This is a genomic window from Rhizobium sp. 05L419, from assembly GCF_056397845.1.
Genome location: NZ_JBFTOF010000027.1, coordinates 12,128 through 28,298, shown reverse-complemented (window position 1 = coordinate 28,298; position 16,171 = coordinate 12,128). Strand labels below are relative to the sequence as shown.

The 16,171-nt window shown below is 58.2% G+C and carries 14 protein-coding genes and 3 pseudogenes; 10 read left to right on the top strand and 7 right to left on the bottom strand.

Features of this window, described 5'->3' with window-relative positions:
- Positions 1–762 precede the first annotated feature (762 nt).
- From AC1DMK_RS25615 to AC1DMK_RS25600, 4 genes and pseudogenes are all read left to right on the top strand, one after another.
- Positions 763–1,409, top strand: a pseudogene (locus AC1DMK_RS25615) (plasmid partitioning protein); the annotation flags it as partial.
- A gap of 289 nt (positions 1,410–1,698) precedes the next feature.
- Positions 1,699–3,384 (top strand): arylsulfatase, encoded by a 1,686-nt coding sequence (locus tag AC1DMK_RS25610; protein WP_477863090.1) that lies wholly within the window; start codon positions 1,699–1,701, stop codon positions 3,382–3,384.
- Positions 3,385–3,753: 369 nt separating this feature from the next.
- Entirely contained in the window at positions 3,754–4,137 is a 384-nt protein-coding gene (locus tag AC1DMK_RS25605; protein WP_477863088.1) for a VOC family protein, read from the top strand.
- Positions 4,138–4,501: 364 nt separating this feature from the next.
- A complete protein-coding gene (locus AC1DMK_RS25600; protein ID WP_477863086.1) occupies positions 4,502–5,185 on the top strand; it encodes a class I SAM-dependent methyltransferase in 684 nt (227 codons plus the stop codon).
- Positions 5,186–5,246: 61 nt separating this feature from the next.
- Here the strand turns inward: AC1DMK_RS25600 and AC1DMK_RS25595 are convergent.
- From AC1DMK_RS25595 to AC1DMK_RS25565, 7 genes and pseudogenes are all read right to left on the bottom strand, one after another.
- Positions 5,247–5,563 (bottom strand): annotated as a pseudogene (locus AC1DMK_RS25595) (sulfatase-like hydrolase/transferase); the annotation flags it as partial.
- 180 nt (positions 5,564–5,743) lie between these two features.
- Positions 5,744–6,421 carry a polysaccharide deacetylase family protein gene (locus AC1DMK_RS25590; protein ID WP_477863084.1) on the bottom strand — a complete coding sequence of 226 codons (678 nt, stop codon included), beginning with the start codon at positions 6,419–6,421 and terminating at the stop codon, positions 5,744–5,746.
- A gap of 3 nt (positions 6,422–6,424) precedes the next feature.
- Positions 6,425–7,387, bottom strand: coding sequence for a glycosyltransferase (locus tag AC1DMK_RS25585; protein WP_037063244.1), 963 nt, complete (start codon positions 7,385–7,387; stop codon positions 6,425–6,427).
- A 114-nt stretch (positions 7,388–7,501) separates the two neighbouring features.
- Complete coding sequence (locus AC1DMK_RS25580) at positions 7,502–7,759, bottom strand: acyl carrier protein (protein WP_037063242.1); 258 nt, start codon at positions 7,757–7,759, stop codon at positions 7,502–7,504.
- Positions 7,760–7,808: 49 nt separating this feature from the next.
- Positions 7,809–9,035 (bottom strand): pyridoxal-dependent decarboxylase, exosortase A system-associated, encoded by a 1,227-nt coding sequence (locus AC1DMK_RS25575; RefSeq protein ID WP_477863081.1) that lies wholly within the window; start codon positions 9,033–9,035, stop codon positions 7,809–7,811.
- Entirely contained in the window at positions 9,032–10,618 is a 1,587-nt protein-coding gene (locus AC1DMK_RS25570) for an acyl-CoA ligase (AMP-forming), exosortase A system-associated (protein WP_477863079.1), read from the bottom strand. Before AC1DMK_RS25570 ends, AC1DMK_RS25575 begins: the two co-directional genes overlap by 4 nt.
- A 17-nt stretch (positions 10,619–10,635) precedes the next feature.
- Positions 10,636–11,343: a hypothetical protein gene (locus AC1DMK_RS25565; RefSeq protein ID WP_477863077.1), complete on the bottom strand. Its 708-nt coding sequence runs from the start codon at positions 11,341–11,343 to the stop codon at positions 10,636–10,638.
- Between the two features lie 396 nt (positions 11,344–11,739).
- On the opposite strand from AC1DMK_RS25565, the pseudogene AC1DMK_RS25560 reads away from it, so the two are divergent.
- The 6 genes and pseudogenes from AC1DMK_RS25560 to AC1DMK_RS25535 form a co-directional block, all read left to right on the top strand.
- A pseudogene (locus AC1DMK_RS25560) lies at positions 11,740–12,237 on the top strand (glycosyltransferase); the annotation flags it as partial.
- Positions 12,238–12,270: 33 nt separating this feature from the next.
- Positions 12,271–12,963, top strand: coding sequence for a glycosyltransferase (locus AC1DMK_RS25555; RefSeq protein WP_477863152.1), 693 nt, complete (start codon positions 12,271–12,273; stop codon positions 12,961–12,963).
- Positions 12,935–13,876 carry a glycosyltransferase family 2 protein gene (locus tag AC1DMK_RS25550; protein ID WP_477863075.1) on the top strand — a complete coding sequence of 314 codons (942 nt, stop codon included), beginning with the start codon at positions 12,935–12,937 and terminating at the stop codon, positions 13,874–13,876. Before AC1DMK_RS25555 ends, AC1DMK_RS25550 begins: the two co-directional genes overlap by 29 nt.
- Before the next feature lie 62 nt (positions 13,877–13,938).
- Positions 13,939–14,814 (top strand): hypothetical protein, encoded by an 876-nt coding sequence (locus tag AC1DMK_RS25545; RefSeq protein ID WP_477863073.1) that lies wholly within the window; start codon positions 13,939–13,941, stop codon positions 14,812–14,814.
- 229 nt (positions 14,815–15,043) lie between these two features.
- Positions 15,044–15,448 carry a hypothetical protein gene (locus AC1DMK_RS25540; RefSeq protein ID WP_477863071.1) on the top strand — a complete coding sequence of 135 codons (405 nt, stop codon included), beginning with the start codon at positions 15,044–15,046 and terminating at the stop codon, positions 15,446–15,448.
- Between the two features lie 190 nt (positions 15,449–15,638).
- On the top strand, positions 15,639–16,157 hold the full coding sequence (locus AC1DMK_RS25535; RefSeq protein WP_477863069.1) for a copper chaperone PCu(A)C: 519 nt from the start codon (positions 15,639–15,641) through the stop codon (positions 16,155–16,157).
- Positions 16,158–16,171: the final 14 nt, after the last annotated feature.

Sequence of the window (16,171 nt, the reverse complement as noted above, 5' to 3'; positions counted from 1 at the left end):
CTGCTCACGCATCCGGCACCGAGGCCCGTTGCGGGCCGCGTTGTTGTTTCCGCCACGTGACATCGCCGGCCACGCCGCTTGACCCCGGCCACGGCCGTGGGCGGGCATTTGCCTATCCCAATCTTCGAGTGGAAATAACCATGGCTGACGAACGCCAGAATCTTGTCGTTGAAGGCGTCGACTTGGCAATCCGTGTCATGGCACTGTCGGACTCCACGTTCGGGGGGCGACGCATCGCCTCTCTCGAAAGAATAGTTGTTCGCGCCACTCGGTGCGGTGTCTCGGCTTGAGCACCCCCTCGATGGGTTCGAGGATGAACGGAAGCAGTGCTCAGCTTGCTGTGGATGTCGAAATGGAGACCAACGCAGCAGTTGCATAGCTGCATTGCACAAAAAATGTTTTCCAATTGGTCAAAAAAGAAGCATAACGCTCGCAGCTGATGCACATGGCGGTCTCCTCCCAGTTCCGCCGCAGCAGCTGTTCCCCTCTGGAGGTCAAAGATCTCCACACTTCATGGGCCGCGGTTTCCGCTGGCCCATTTTTTTTGCTCGCACCATACGCGACGGAAATGTCCGCGCGCCGATAATTCTTCTGGGTCTTTCGATACCTGGCCTCATCGTCGATGGCGCGCCGCCAGCGTGGCGAGCACGATGAGGACGACAGCTGCGATTGCGAATTGCCCTCCGGCCGACGCCTCCATACCAAGAATTTTGATCTTCAGGAAAATCGGTTGGGTCGTTCACCGCGCAACTCTCAGCGAGGAAGGGCGACCACACGGGCTTGTATCTCGATCGCAAAGGCAAGCTCCAGACCGTCCATTATCGCTTGCCAGAAGCGAAGGCGGCCAAGGGCCAGTCGGATGCAACCGGGGACGGTTCGCAATCTGATGACATGGCGGTCGTGTCAAAGTCACGACCCGAAGTCACCCAGAATGACCTGGATATGATCGGTGACTTCCGCACCGATGCGTTGCATGAGGCGCTCGCCCGGGCACCGGTCGAGGACGACATGCTGATGGCGTTGCTCGTACTCGCCTATGCCGGCCTCAACGTTCGGATCGACTCCGGCGCCAACGGAGCCGATTCGAACGTCATGCCGCCAGCTTGTTTGCAGAAGACGGTCGGCTGTCGTTCGACATGGACACGGTCCGGGTTGCGGCCCGCTTTGCCCTGATTGACGTACTGTCTTGCCGGCGCGCCACGTCGAACAGCGGCGCCGTCTCTCGCGTCGCCGGTGAGGCGATCGGCGCCGATGCGTTCCTGCCGAACATGGGAACGGAGGATTTCCTTTTGTGCCTCTCCCGTCAGTCGCTCGAAACGACAGCAAAGGAAGCGAATGTGCAGCCACGCCTGCGGGTGCGCGAAACGCGGGCAGCCCTCGTAGACCATTTCGGGAAGGGGCATCTCGTTCTACGGGCTGATACTCGGAGTTCCCTATAGCCCTTTAGGGCAATATTAGGATTGCCAGACCTGTAGTAATGTCCAGCGCTCGGGAGGAATTCAGGAGTGTCGAAGGACACCACGTCCTCATTTTGGATATTTGCCAAAGTCTTCTTGTTACCAGCCGCTAGTCCCTGTCGAGCGTAACACTCTTCGAACGCCAGGGCCGTTCATCAGGCCATGTAGATAGTCCTATCCGCAGACATGAGGAGGGGCACCTTTATGCCCTGAATGCAGTCCAAAACGGAGAGAGAGCATCATGAGTAGCATGAGAAACCTTTGCTTTGGTATGTTGGCTTCGGCGTTGGCGACCGCGCTCGCTGGGTCAGCAGTTGCACAACAACAGTCTTCCAAACCTAACATTCTCGTCATCATGGGTGACGATGTCGGCTGGTTCAACATCGGGGCCTATCACCGGGGGATCATGTCAGGCAAGACGCCCAACCTCGACAAGCTAGCCGCCGAGGGCATGATGTTCACGGACTACTATGCGGAAGCTAGTTGCACGGCGGGCCGGGCGAGCTTCATCACCGGAGAAATTCCGCTGCGCACCGGTTTGACCACGGTTGGGCAGGCGGGCGCGGACGTGGGCATGCCCGCCAAGGCGGCAACGATTGCGGCTGCGCTAAAAACACAGGGCTACGCCACGGGGCAATTCGGCAAGAACCATCTCGGCGATCTGAACAAGTATCTACCGACGCTACATGGCTTCGACGAATTCTTCGGCTACCTCTATCACCTCGATGCGATGTCCGATCCCTATTGGTTTTCATTCCCCGATGACCAATCCTATCGAGACAAGGTCGGGCCGCGCAATTTGGTCCACAGCTTTGCAACCGAGACGGACGACGCCACCGAGCTGCCGCGCTGGGGCAAGGTCGGCAAGCAGCGTATCGTCGATGAAGGGCCACTGGCACCGTACGCCGACATGTCAAACGTGCCCAACATGCACGACATCACGCCAAAGGCCAAATACGACATGGGAACGTTTGACGAAGTGCTGGTCAAGGCTTCGTGCGACTTCATGGATAAGGCCAAGACCGGCGGCAAACCGTTCTTTGTCTGGCACAATACGACGCGCATGCACGTCTGGACTTTTCTGTCGCCCAAATACCAAGCCCTTATGAACAGCAGCACCAACTATGGCCTCGAAGAAGCTGGCATGGCGCAGCTTGACGACAGCGTCGGCGCTCTCATGAAATGCGTCGAGGATGCGGGTGAGACCGACAACACCATCGTCATTTTCACCACGGACAACGGAGCGGAAGTCTTCACTTGGCCTGACGGCGGCATGACGCCGTTCAAGGGCACCAAGGGTACCGTGATGGAGGGCGGGTTCCGTGCTCCTGCCATCATCCGATGGCCGGGCAAGGTCAGGCCTGGTACAGTCGAGAACGGCATCTTCTCGGCCCTGGATTGGTTCCCGACGTTGGTGGCGACAGCTGGAAACCCAGAGATAACTGACCAGTTGCTCAAGGGTGTGGAACTTGGCGAGAATACCTATAAGAACCATCTCGATGGCTACAATCAGTTGGACTTGCTGTTGGGCAAAGGACCATCAGCCCGTCATGAATTTTTCTACTTCGGCGGCCCTGCTTTGGGGGCAGTTCGCATCGATGACTTCAAGTACCAGTTCTTGCAGCAGCCGCAGGGTTGGCCGGGTGCAAAGGTCACAACGGACATGCCCACGATGGTCAATATTCGTCAGGACCCCTTCGAGCGGACGCCGTCGATTGGCAGTCAAAGCCTCAATGACCTTGGTGGAGGCTACATGAACGACTTCTACGCTCGTGAATTCTGGCGTTTCGTCAGTGTTCAGCAGGAAGTTGGTAAACTTGCGCTCACGGCAATCGACTACCCGCCGATGCAAGACCCGGCCTCGTTCAACCTTGAAGCTGTAAAAAAGCAAATCGAAGCAGCCATCAAAAACAAGCCGGGCAACTGAGCGAGCCTGACGCGAGACGGGTGGCCGGAGGGGCCGCCCGTTTGCGTCTTGAAATTGCGCAATGATCTCGCGCCATACAGGGCTGCTTTGGGCCGATAGTGTTGAAAAAGTCAAGAATACAGGCTCACCGAAAAGTCAGCCAATAGGCGATTTGAGCGAATGTTGCCGCTCGATGCTGCCTCGCTTCCGCTACGCGGTCCACACGCTGCTTGAACGCAAAATTGGCCGGCTTTAAGAAAATCAGGGTTTGAGAAACAGACGTTTTCAACAATATCCACCATTGCAGGACAAGGACTATAGTGGCGCTCGCGCCAAACCGGTGGCTAGCGCCACACCCAGGGTGCATCGGGTGGGTTCGGAGGACGAGCGATGATTGAGACGACCGTCAATGTCCGCTACATGGTCGATGACGTTGAGGCAGCTATCGCCTGGTATACCGGCCACCTTGGCTTCGCGCTTCTATCGAACCACGCCCCCGCTTTTGCAGATGTGAGGCGCGGAGCATTGCGGCTCCTGCTCAGCGGGCCGAAGAGTTCGGCAGGACGGCCAATGCCGGATGGTGAGCAGCCTGGTCCCGGAGGCTGGAACCGCATTCACATTATCGTCGATGACTTGGCTACTGAGGTGACGCGGTTGCGGACGGCTGGCGTACGGTTCCGGAATGAGATGGTCACCGGGCCTGGTGGGATGCAGATATTGTTGGTCGATCCTTCTGGGAACCTGGTCGAGCTGTTCCAGTCGGCCCGTGTATGACGTACTGATTGGGAGCGCCAAAAGTGGCCATCGTCCTCTTGGCGAATATTCAGCTTGGGAAGCTCGACTTATTCGGCCATGTTCAAGCACTTAAAGGTAAAGCTGCGGAATTTCTGTTGGAAATTGCTGAATAAGATCAACGGGGGTTTAACACACTGAACCGTTTTCAACGTACTCCCAAGCTCCCGTTGGATCACACCAAATGGTGCTGTCCGCAACCGGGCAGCTCCAAGTCTCATTTGACGGCTTAGCGCCAGAAGCCGCCGATTGATGTGCCCTGGGAGAACGGCGCGCCCCTTCATAAAAGCTTTACTACTGAATTGGCCGACATCTGGTAAACTACGCTTTTAACAGAGACGATTTGATGGCAACGCCTGACCGACGGACGCATTGGCAAGGTGTGTACACTACCAAGTCTGATAGCGAAGTCAGTTGGTACGAAGACACTCCGGAGCTGTCACTGACTCTGCTGCACGAAGCGGGATTGGCACCAGGAATGTCAGTAATCGACATTGGTGGTGGAGCGTCGCGGTTGGTAGACACACTGGTGGACGCCGATCAGGCCCACGTTTGCGTCCTTGATCTTTCTAGCGCAGCCCTCGGCAGGGCAAGGTCCCGACTGGCTGACACGGCTCCTGTGAAATGGGTTGTATCGGATGTGACCTCATGGACGCCTGACCGCGAGTATGATCTCTGGCACGACCGGGCCGCTTTTCATTTCCTGACAACAGTTGGCGATCAGCAAGCCTATGTTCGCGTGCTGGCACAGGCCCTTAAAGACGGGGGCAAAGCCGTGATCGGCACCTTTGCTTTGGATGGGCCGGAGAAATGCAGCGGCCTTCCTGTTGCCCGTTATGATGCGATGAGCTTGCAAGCTGTTCTTGGCGAGCAGTTTAGGCTCGTGAGGACGCGGCGGCATGAACACACCACCCCATGGGGATCAGTGCAGAAATTTCAGTTCAGCACCTTTGAAAAGGCCGGAAGCCCAGGGGCCCCGCCACCAGCTTTAATCCCCGCTTCGGGTCCGGAAGAGGACATGAATATTTAGCTTGGAAAGTTTGGAGAACCTTGAATAGAATCAAGGCGGCGTTTCATTGACACTAGGCCTCGCCGGAGAGAAACGGCAGCATGTTATAGCCGTCGAGGTGGACCTTGAAGGTCTTGGCACCCTCGTCGTATCCGGTCATGCACTTGGCGACGATGTCCGGTTCACCTGCTGCCGCGCAGAACGTCGGAATCAGATCGTAGTGTGAGAACGCTTCGTTGTGGATGGTGTTCGGCTTGATGACGCCCGGCCAGCGGATGAGCGTAGGACGCGGTAGCCGCCCTCCCAGTTCGTGGCTTTTTCGCCCCTGAACGGTGTGTTGCCGCCGTCCGGCCACGTCATAATCTCGGCGCCGTTGTCGCTCGTATAGACAATGATCGTCCGCACGCAAGGTCCTGGAGTTTTACGGTGCAGCCAGCACCGGTGAGGAAGAGTGATGATATCCTGAGATCGAGTGCGGGTATCCGCGTAATATATCCAAGCAACACGATCCACGCGGCAACCAGAATAAGGAATGTGGCTGACGGCTTGTAGGGACGCCGGACGGCGCCTGGTCTGCACTTAAGTCGAAACCTTCATTGCCATGGCAGCAGCCCTGCGCAACCGGCTCCAGGCTGGCATCTTTCCGGAGAGTATCCGTCCAAGCATACTGTCCGTCGTCTCGTGCCTGACCGACGTACGAGGCTTCAGGAACGAAACTGCATCGGCGCTTCCCTTGTCACTTGAATAGGCGGCTTCATAGCCGGCGCTGCGCAGCTTCGACAGAACCGTGGCGTTGTATCGCCCGAAGGGGATTGCCGCGGAGCGAACGGTGCACCCGCATATCTCCTCAAGTATCTTCTTGGAGGCGTTTAATTCATTTTCCAGGTCTCTCGCTGAAAGTCCGGACCAATCGCGATGATCGATGCCATGGCTGCCGACCCGCATACCCATGGCCATGAGTGCACGGATGTCGTCTGCTCCCATAGATCCGGCCTGACCTATGCGGCCTGTCAGCACGAAGAATTCGGCGTCGAGACCGCGCTGCCTCAGCTGCGGAGCGGCAAGCAACACGTCGGAGATATTGCCGTCGTCGAAGGTTATTGACAACAGCTCGCGATCGGGATGGCGCGCGATGCGATCGAGAACATCGCAAAATCGATCCAGACCGAGCCAATAGTCCGCTTCGCCGGGTTCAAGTACCCGCGCATGCTCTCCAACCCCGTGGAAGTTGATGATCCGGCGTTTCGTCGTCTTCATCATTCAACTCCGCGACCCCATCATGAAATCCGAAGCCGGTCTCAGAGGTTTCAAGGCGCATGACAATGCCGCCCGGTGCCACGATCCCCGCCAGCACCGCATCGCTTGGCCGACAGCAATCCCGAGCCTGAACAATGCGGTGCGCACAGCGCCGTGATGGCGGCCAAAGTAGCGGATCCTGTTGGCGGTCATCAGCGCATAAAGTCTGGCGTTCCTGCCGCTTCCCCCACTTTCATGCATCACGTGAGATAGCGGCTCGTAAATGACATCGAAGCCTGCTTCGCGGACGCGTCGCAGATAGTCCACTTCCTCGCTATAGAGGAAGAACGTTTCGTCCCATTCGCCAACAATGCGTCGCGCCCGGGCTGAGACGAGCAGGGCCGAACCGGTTGCCCATTCCACGGAACCGCGGCGCTCATATCGCTCAGCGCCGCTGATGACCTCTCCCAATCCCATCCGTCCGGCAAGTGACCCGCCTAACAGGGCATCTGCCCAGGCAGTGAGTACGGAGGGCTCACGGCGCAGGGTAGGGTCGATGGTTCCCTCTTCGGTGAAGTTCAAGGGAACGGCCACGCCGATCGACGGCGTTGCCGCGTGCTCCACCAACGGTCGTGCCGCACCTGGATAGAGCCGAAGGTCGGGGTTGAGGATAAGAAGATGGCAATCAGGCTGTACCGTCGACGCCGCCGCGTTGATCGCTGCGGCGTATCCCGCATTGCGGCCCATCCGGATGACCGTGGGGCGGAGGCAATGAGATTCGGCGATCTCGGCGGACCCGTCCTGTGAATCGTTGTCGACGATGATCACCTCGAAGCTCTCAACACCACTTAAACCCGCCGGCAGTGAATCGAGCAAAGGGGGCAAGGCGCTGGCGCTGTTGAATGCAACGATGACGACCGCCAGCCCCGCCGCCTGACCGACCTCAGCCTCGAGCGGCGCTTGCCCGTCCTTTTGGTTGGTTAACATCTGCAGCCCCCTGCTGGAATTCGGCGCCTTCGCGCACATTATGACCCCTCATTGCGCAGCTGGAACACGACGCAAAGTCCGTCGCCTCGACGCGCATGATCCCCGTATGGGTTTCTAGTGAAGCCGGTTGCGATCCACGAACAGCGCCAGAGACCCCACGGTTTCGAACAGCTCACCAGTGAATTCGCTGTCGTCGATCTGAAATCCGAAGCGCGATTCAATTGCGGCGGCCAGGCTCAGCACAGCAAAGGAGTCGAGTTCAGGTATGTTGCCGAACAACGGCGTCGCGGCCCCTTCAATCCGACCCCGGTCTTCTATCCCCAGCGTTTCCACGATGACATCTTTCACGGCTTCGAGTGTTGACGAATTCATGATACCCTTCTCGCTATCCCGATATGTTTGAACCATTGCCGCTCATGTTCTAGACCAAGACTTCCGGTGGCAGCGGATGCCCAAGAAATGCCGTCGGGCTGGCGGTCAGGCCATAGGCGCCGGCTTGAAAGATGACGATAAGGTCGCCGATTTCTGCGTGTGGAAGCATAACGTTGTCTCCCAGTAGATCGAGCGGCGTACATAGGCAGCCGACAACGGAGACGTTTTCCAGCTCTGTCTCTCGCATCCTGTTCCCAACCACAATCGGGTAGTTGCGGCGAATGACCTGGCCGAAATTGCCCGATGCGGCCAGCTGGTGGTGAAGTCCTCCGTCAACCACCAGATAGACGCGCCCACGGGATACCTTGCGGTCGACAACGCGCGTGACGTAGACGCCGGATTCGCCGACGATGTATCGGCCGAGCTCGATGACGACACGGGCGTCGGGCAGATTCGGACGAATTTCGCTCTGCATCAGCGCTTCGAGCCTTTGACCGACGGGAAAGAGATCCAGAGGTCGATCCTTCTCGAAATAAGGAATCCCGAATCCGCCTCCAAGATTGAGGTAACGAACCGGCCACTTGCAATCGCCGGCGAGCCGCAGCATTAGGGCGACGTTGCTTGATAGGGCTTCGCAAAGGATATCCGCGTGGAGGTTTTGGGAACCGGCAAACACGTGAAACCCGAGAAGCTCCAGATCTGCAGCGGCGAGCTCCTGCAACAGCGACGGAACTTCCTCGACGTCGATGCCGAATTGCTGAGGGCCACCGCCCATGCGCATGCCGGAACCTTTGACTTGAAAATCCGGATTGACACGCAAGGCCACTCTTGGCCTGACGCCGAGCCTGTGTCCGATCTCGGCTATGCGCGCAGCTTCGTTGGAAGATTCCATCTCGATGGTCACGCCGGCCGCGACAGCCTGAATCAGTTCCGCAGTTGTCTTTCCGGGCCCCGCGAAGCTGACGTGCGATGCCGGCATAGGTGTATCCAACGCGGTCTTCATCTCAAAGGCCGAAGCAACATCAAAGGCATCGACAAGACCAGCAAGATGCTGGACAACTGCAGGCATTGGATTGGCTTTGACCGCGTAACTCAACTTGACGTCGGCAGGAAGCATGGAGCGAAGGTAGCTCACCCGCGAGGTGATGAGCCTGCGATCATAGGCAAAAAACGGCGTGCTGCCGACGCGCTCCGAAAGCCGATCGAGGGAAATGCCGCCGACGGCCAGGCAGCTTTGCGCCGCCTCGAACATGGCAATGGATGGGTGAGAACTCACGACCTCAATTGCTCCCGTAAAAGAACCCGATCGAATTTCCCGTTCGGATTTGTTGGAATCGCTGTCATTTCAATAACCTGAGACGGCACCATGTATTGCGGCAGGCGTCGCTTGAACGCCGTCAGCAAAGCGCTCACGTCGAGCGAATTCGTCATCGGGCTGGCAATGAGAACAATGCGCTGACCCAAGGCTTCGTCGTCTATCCCAAGAGCAACCGCGTCGCGCGTAAGGCCGCTGGCATAGGCGACCTCCTCGATCTCCGTCGGACTCACCCTATAGCCGGACGTCTTGATCATCTCGTCGCGACGTCCGACGAAGAAGAGGAACCCTTCCTCGTCAGCGACGACGGTGTCACCGGAAAAGACTGCAATCTCGGGCGATCTCCAGTTTGCGTTGGCTCCAGGCAGCGCTCGGAATCGTTCGACCGTTCGCACCGGGTCGTTCCAGTAGCCCATCGCCACGAGCGGGCCGCGATGCACGAGTTCTCCGGGCTCACCCGGGCTGCATCGCGACCCGTCGGGCCTGACAACCAGGATCTCGGCATTCGGGATGGCCTTGCCGATCGAATCCGGACGGCGGTCGATTTCGGCGGGATCGAGATAGGTCGAACGAAAGGCTTCGGTCAGCCCGTACATGAGAAATGGCTTTGCCTTGGGGAACAGGACCCGGAGACGCTCGAGCGTCGCCTTCGGCATTCGCCCGCCTGTATTTGCGAAATAGCGCAATCTTGCTGCCACCTCGGGCGGCCAGGTCAGAGCCGCAATCTGAATCCAGAAAGGTGGTACACCGGTGATGCCCGTGACCCKATGCTTCTCACACAAGCGGACGACGTCGCCGGGCAGGAGATAATTGAGCAATACGACATGCGCGCCCGAATTGAACCCTGTCGTCAGTTGGCTCAGTCCTGCATCAAAGCTCAATGGCAGCACGGAGAGGATTGTATCGTGTGGACCGTTCGCAAGGTAGTCGCTGACGCTCTCGGCGCCGACAATCATGTTTCGGTGGCTAAGCACAACGCCCTTTGGCTTGCCGGTGCTTCCCGACGTGTAGAGAATTGCCGCCATATCGCAATCGACGGAAGCGATATCGGGTACGTCCCCGGTGGCGCTGGACAACATCGACATCCAGCCATGCGTTCGACGAACACCGCCGAGCCGGTCAGTCTCGTCCGTCTCCTGATCCGCCAACACGACGTGCTCGAGCGACTCGTTGCCGGCCAGGCAGTCGCGGAGCTGGGCCCAACGATCGGACGACGTCACCAAGAGACGGACATTACAGTCCGCAAGGATGTAGGCGACCTGCTGAGGCCGAAGAAGCGGGTTCACCGGCACTGTGACGCAATCCGCTGCCGTTGTGCCAAATATCGTGACGACGGTCTCGATACGCTTTTCAAGAAACACGGCTACCCGGTCGTCGCGCCGCAGCCCAATTGCTGCAAGAGCTGATGCAAACCCGCAAACCCGCTGCCATAGTTCGAAGTAGCTGCATGTCGTGTCTTTGTATGTCAACGCAGGCGCCGCAGCATGCAGCAACGCCCCCCGGCGAAGCAGATGCGACAGATTTGTCGTGGTTGCTGATTGCATGGACACCCTACTCCTTACTACCAAGGCACGCACGTAAGTTCACTGTAGAGGTAGTCGACTTCGCTCGGGATAACCCGGCTGCTGCGAAACATCTTGGGTCGCGGAGATCGAAGCGCGATGGATAAGCCTGGAGGTGAAATACCCTGACGGTTCTCAATCAAGGTCGCCATAATTCCAAAACGCGTCAGCAGGCAACTGTAGACATGGCCGGCGATCGTCTGGAAAAATTCGGGGTTGCCGACGTGCAGGATTGACGCAAACAAGGGCAGCTGCTTGCGCCGGTCCCTCCGAAACATGACGTAGCAGTGCTGGTCGCGGCGAAGCGCGACAAGATGATGTGCTGCCGGGGCACGCGCATGATCCCGATAGATCTCGAGATCCCGCCCCTCAAGACATGAATCGATCATTGACGGTTCGGAAACGATGCGAACTCCGCTTCCCCATCGCGGCAGCGGCAAGTTGGGTACCAACGCTGCGGCGGTGTCCAGATGCTGGAAATTCAGGCGTGCATTCAGTGGAACCACGTTGCCGCTGGGCGATAGGTCGGTGAAAGTATAACMGCGCTGGTCGAGCAGCGCTTTGAGAAGCCTCAGTCCGTGGGACCGGTAAGCCTCGAGGACACACCATGCGGCGAGGTTGCAGAAATTCTCTTCCTGATCGCCGATACGGCGCTGTGAGTAGAACGCGACGTAGACGCCGCGAATGCGGTTCTCGCTGGCAAGCATGAAGCCATGATTAGGGGATATCGATTGCCACGAGGGCTGGATCGCCGCCGCCCAAGTCGATGGCGAAAGTCTGCCGTTCAACTCGGCATGAAGGAAATTCGCAACCGCCGGAACATCGCCGGGAGCGATCGGGCGGATCACGACAGCCCCGTCTGTCGCTTTGAAATCAGAGTTTGACACAGCCCACCAATTCCTTCGCAATCACGCTAAAACATATGCTCGCAAGCATTGGCACAAGTATTAGTGAAGATATCTGTAGCCACAATTACGATTGAAAGGTAGTTACACAAAAGGTCTATTGCTTATCCCGTTTGCTAACTTGAGGGTTACGATTACACGGTCGTATGGTCACTCCTCTTCGTGTTGAATGCACGAGCTTGGGAGGCTGTCATTTCTATGAGAAACCACATTCTAATCTTGGTCGAGAACCTGCCTGTTCCCTTTGATCGCCGGGTCTGGCAAGAAGCACAGGCGCTGAATGAGGGTGGCTACGAGGTTTCGGTCATTTGCCCGATGGGAAAAGGACACGACCAGGCCTACGAGGTATTGAACGGCATTCACATCTATCGGCATCCCCTTCGGGAGGCAGTTTCTGCCGCGGGGTATTTCCGGGAGTATTGGCTCGCACTCTTTCACCAGTTCCATCTCTCGTTTCGCGCTCGGCGCCGACAGCCGATTGATGCGATCCAGGCATGCAACCCGCCAGACCTGATGTTCTTGGTGGCTCTCGTACACAAATTGCTGTTTGGAACTTACTTTGTTTTTGATCATCACGACCTGAGCCCCGAGCTGTATGTCAGCAAATTCGGGCGAAAGGATTTTTTTCATAAGTTGCTCCAGTTCTTCGAAAGGCAGACTTTTCGCGCGGCAGATACCAGCATCGCCACCAATGAAACCTTTCGTGATATTGCCGTGGAACGCGGGGGTATGGCTCCCGACCGCGTCGTTGTCGTCAAAAGCTATCCCGAGGCCTCGAGATTTCGGCTGACCGACGCGGATCAGTCACTGCTTGTTCCTGGAAAGCATCTCATCGGTTACATCGGGATCATGGGCGCGCAGGATGGCGTGGAGACCTTGGTCAAGGCGGTCGCAGAGATCGTGCATGTGCGAAAGCGCAATGACATCAATTGCCTGATCATCGGCGATGGGCCGGAGTTCGGGCGCCTGAAGGTGATGGCCGAAGAACTTAAACTTGGCGACACGGTGCATTTCACCGGCTATCTCACCGGACAGCCGCTTATGGCCCATCTTTCGGCGCTCAATCTCGGGATCATTCCCGATCCGCCGAACGATTTCAACGACAAGCTCTCGATGAACAAAGTGTTCGAATACATGATGCTCGGTCTGCCGATCGTCCAGTTCAATTTGCGCCAGGCAACTAGCGATGCCGGAAGCGCCGCCCTCGTGGTGTCGGAGCACTCTGCCGGGGCTCTCGCGGACGGCATTCTCGAACTCGTCGACGACCCGGAACGACGCCACCAGATGGGCGTAGCCGGGCGTGCGGTGGCTGAACGAAAGTTTCGCTGGACGGGAGAAGCTCACCGGTATCTCGGCGCTTACCGCGACCTGTTTCGACGGAGATTGGACGTCAATGATCAGCGTCATTATCCCGCATCTTGATCAGGCTGAGGCGCTGAGAGTGTGCCTGACGTCCCTGTCTTCCCAGACTGGGACGCAGCAGGCCGTGGAAATCATCGTCGTCGACAACGGCTCCAAAGCTCCACCGTTGGAAATCTGCTCCAGGTTCCCCGCCGTCACTCTTTTGTCCGAACCGGTTCCCGGCCCGGGACCGGCGCGCAACCGCGGCGTGGCGAACGCCACCGGTGATATCCTGGCGTTCATCGACGCTGATTGCGTTGCGGGCAACGGTTGGCTGTCCGAAATCGAGCATCGATTTTCGACGCATCCCGAAACAGCCATCTTGGGTGGCGACGTGCGGATCGCATGTGACGATCCTGACCACCTGACGCTTTTGGAAGCCTATGAGAGTGTGTTCGCCTACCGCATGAAGGAATACATCGCAAAGCAGGGCTTTACCGGAACCGGTAACCTGGCAGTGCGTGCAGAGGTTTTTGCCGCAGTCGGTCCGTTTGGCGGAATCGATGTCGCCGAGGACCGGGATTGGGGGCAGCGGGCGTTGCGGCAGGGTTTTCGAACCCACTACTGCCCGAAGATGATCGTCTATCACCCGGCGCGCAAGACCCTTGGCGAACTTGCTCGAAAATGGGACCGACATACAGCGCATGATTTCGCACGCATTCAGGCACGGCGGGGCTGGTGGCCACTTTGGATTCTGCGCACTGCGGCCGTTGCCGCCTCGCCCGCGGCAGAATTGGTCCGCATTGGTCTTTCGGATCGGGTGAAAGGCTGGCGCGCTCGCGGGCTCGCGTTTGCAGGGGTGGTTCTCGTTCGCAGTTACAGGGCCGGAATCATGCTCGCCCTGGCATTCGGTGCGAATGCTGCAAGTCTGAGCGGTCGGTGGAACCGGGAAATGCTGCCGCTCGGCCCTGACGGAAAAGCGCCCCCCCGATGAGCGGTCACACCATCATAACCAAGACAGGGCGCTCTTGCTCACTGAGTATGGAGGCGAAACCATTGACCGCACGTCTGGGATGGCCGGCCATTGCCGTTTTTGTGTTGATTGCGCTGGGTCCAGGCCCGGTTCAATCAAGCGAAGTTCCCCTGATACCGGTCGACCTTAGTACCTTCCCCGGACCTGGCAATACAGGCGTACCGAAGGGAACCGTGCTTACGCCCTATGACGGACCATGCGAAATAACCGAGCCGAACACGGTCATCGACGCACGGTCGGTAGACTGCGACCTGTTTGTCAAGGCACCCGGCGTCCGCATCACGCGTAGCACCACGGGCCGGATCGATGTTGACGCTCCGGGCGCCTCGCTCACGATCGAAGACAGTCTTGTTGATGGAGGCAGATGGCAGGGACCCGCCATAGGCTTTTCCGACATCACAGTGCGGCGGGTTGACGTCAGAGGCGGGCAAACGAGCATCCAGTGCACGCCCAATTGCCTCATCGAGGATTCCTGGCTGCACGGGCAGTATCTTCAACCCGGTCAGCCGCAGCATCTCGGCGGCTTTTTGTCCAATGGCTGGCATGATGTGACGCTTCGGCACAATACCATCGTTTGCGACGTTGAAGACGACAACGAAGGTGGCTGTTCCGGCAGCGCGCAGATTTATGGAGACTTTGCCGTGCTCACTCGATTCACGTTTGAGCGCAACCTGTTTCTCGCCACGCCGGGTGGCTATTGCACATCGTTCGGATACAATCCGGGAAAGCCCTTTGGTGCCAATCCAACATTTATTGTCGTGACAGGCAACGTCTGGACACGGGGCCCCAATGGAAAATGTGGGTCCTACGGCCCTACAACGTCATTCGATCCACGTGGTGAAGGCAATGTCTGGAGCGGAAACGTTTGGGAAGACGGGTCGGTATTGGAGGCCCGCTAGACGTTCTCACGAGTTCCGCTAGTCTGTTGGGCAGGGATGATCGAGTTTATGGAGCTCGCCACCAGGCCTTACGTCGCCGATCCGGAATCGGCTGGCACGCGCCGGTAGACGCCGTGCACGTTTCGTCACTGCAGGTTAGTCCGGCCTGTCCGAGTTGCCTAAATTGCCTCATTGCAGTTTAGTGGAAACCTCCGTACAGACAGCGGAACCGGGAGACGGCGAGGAACAGGTGAAAGTCGGAAAAACGAACATAGCTCAGTGGCTGGTGCGCGTGACATGCGCCATCGCTCTGCTGTTCGTCGGTTTTGCCCATCAGTCCCCGGTCTTCGCCAACGGCGCCCACATTTCTTCCGAGTTTGCAGAATACGTTCTCCCCGACGGCACGTTGCCCGTCATCTGTATCGCCGGCAAGGTCGAGGGAAAGCATACGCACGAACCGGCGCATGCCGTTAAGTGCGAAGCCTGCCGGGTAAGTGCCTCTGTCCTGTTGCCTGTTCCCGGTTGTGGCGGCGGCGAGCGACTTCGCATCGAAGCCAACCATGTGCGGCCGGCCAAGGGCGTCGGCTTTCGCGGGCAACTATTTCCCCACAGCAGAGGCGCAAGGGCTCCTCCCGGCAATCTCGCTTTTGCTTGAGCCTGCGTTCCGGCAGACGTCGTAACGCCCGTTGCCATGCCAGCGCCGCGCCTGCCTGCGTCGCGTTCGGTCATATGCAGATTATGTCATGTTCAATCTCGTCCCGCACCCAAGGCCGTCGGCAAGCGCTACGCTGGCGCGACATCGTGTGCGGTCAAGACGAAACGCCGTCCCGCAAGGAGCAACCACAATGAAAAAGTTCATTAATCCAATAGCGGCCCTGTTTTTCGCAGGTCTGTTCGCCACTTTCGCAACCGCTCACGGCTTCAAGGTGGGCGACATCGAGATCGGTCACCCGCATGCCCGCGCCATGGTTCCCGGTGCCAAGGTCGGTGGCGGCTACATGAAGATCACCAACAATGGTGCCACCGACGACAAGCTGGTCAGCGTGACCTCCGATCGGGCAGCGTCGGCCGAAGTTCACCTGATGAGCGTCGACGGCGGGGTTATGACCATGCGGCCGGTGAGCGGCGGCCTGTTGGTTCCAGCCGGCAAGATGGTCGAGCTCAAGCCAGGCGGCTATCACATCATGTTTATGAGCGTGGCGCAGCCCTTCAAGGCAGGCGAGATGATCAAGGCAACGCTAACCTTCGAAAAGGCCGGTGCCGTCGACGTGGAATTTGCCGTTGGCAACGCAGGCGGATCAAGTCAGGGCGACGGGGGTGGTCACACAGACATGGGCGGCATGGATATGTCCAAGCCGCAATAGGCCCATTCCACCCG

Coding starts and splice junctions, on each gene's coding strand:
- AC1DMK_RS25605 (WP_477863088.1), top strand. CDS start 3,754: ATGATTGAGACGACCGTCAATGTCCGCTACATGGTCGATGACGTTGAG.
- AC1DMK_RS25580 (WP_037063242.1), bottom strand. CDS start 7,759: ATGAATTCGTCAACACTCGAAGCCGTGAAAGATGTCATCGTGGAAACG.
- AC1DMK_RS25585 (WP_037063244.1), bottom strand. CDS start 7,387: ATGTTAACCAACCAAAAGGACGGGCAAGCGCCGCTCGAGGCTGAGGTC.
- AC1DMK_RS25600 (WP_477863086.1), top strand. CDS start 4,502: ATGGCAACGCCTGACCGACGGACGCATTGGCAAGGTGTGTACACTACC.
- AC1DMK_RS25610 (WP_477863090.1), top strand. CDS start 1,699: ATGAGTAGCATGAGAAACCTTTGCTTTGGTATGTTGGCTTCGGCGTTG.
- AC1DMK_RS25590 (WP_477863084.1), bottom strand. CDS start 6,421: ATGAAGACGACGAAACGCCGGATCATCAACTTCCACGGGGTTGGAGAG.
- AC1DMK_RS25550 (WP_477863075.1), top strand. CDS start 12,935: ATGATCAGCGTCATTATCCCGCATCTTGATCAGGCTGAGGCGCTGAGA.
- AC1DMK_RS25535 (WP_477863069.1), top strand. CDS start 15,639: ATGAAAAAGTTCATTAATCCAATAGCGGCCCTGTTTTTCGCAGGTCTG.
- AC1DMK_RS25555 (WP_477863152.1), top strand. CDS start 12,271: ATGGCTCCCGACCGCGTCGTTGTCGTCAAAAGCTATCCCGAGGCCTCG.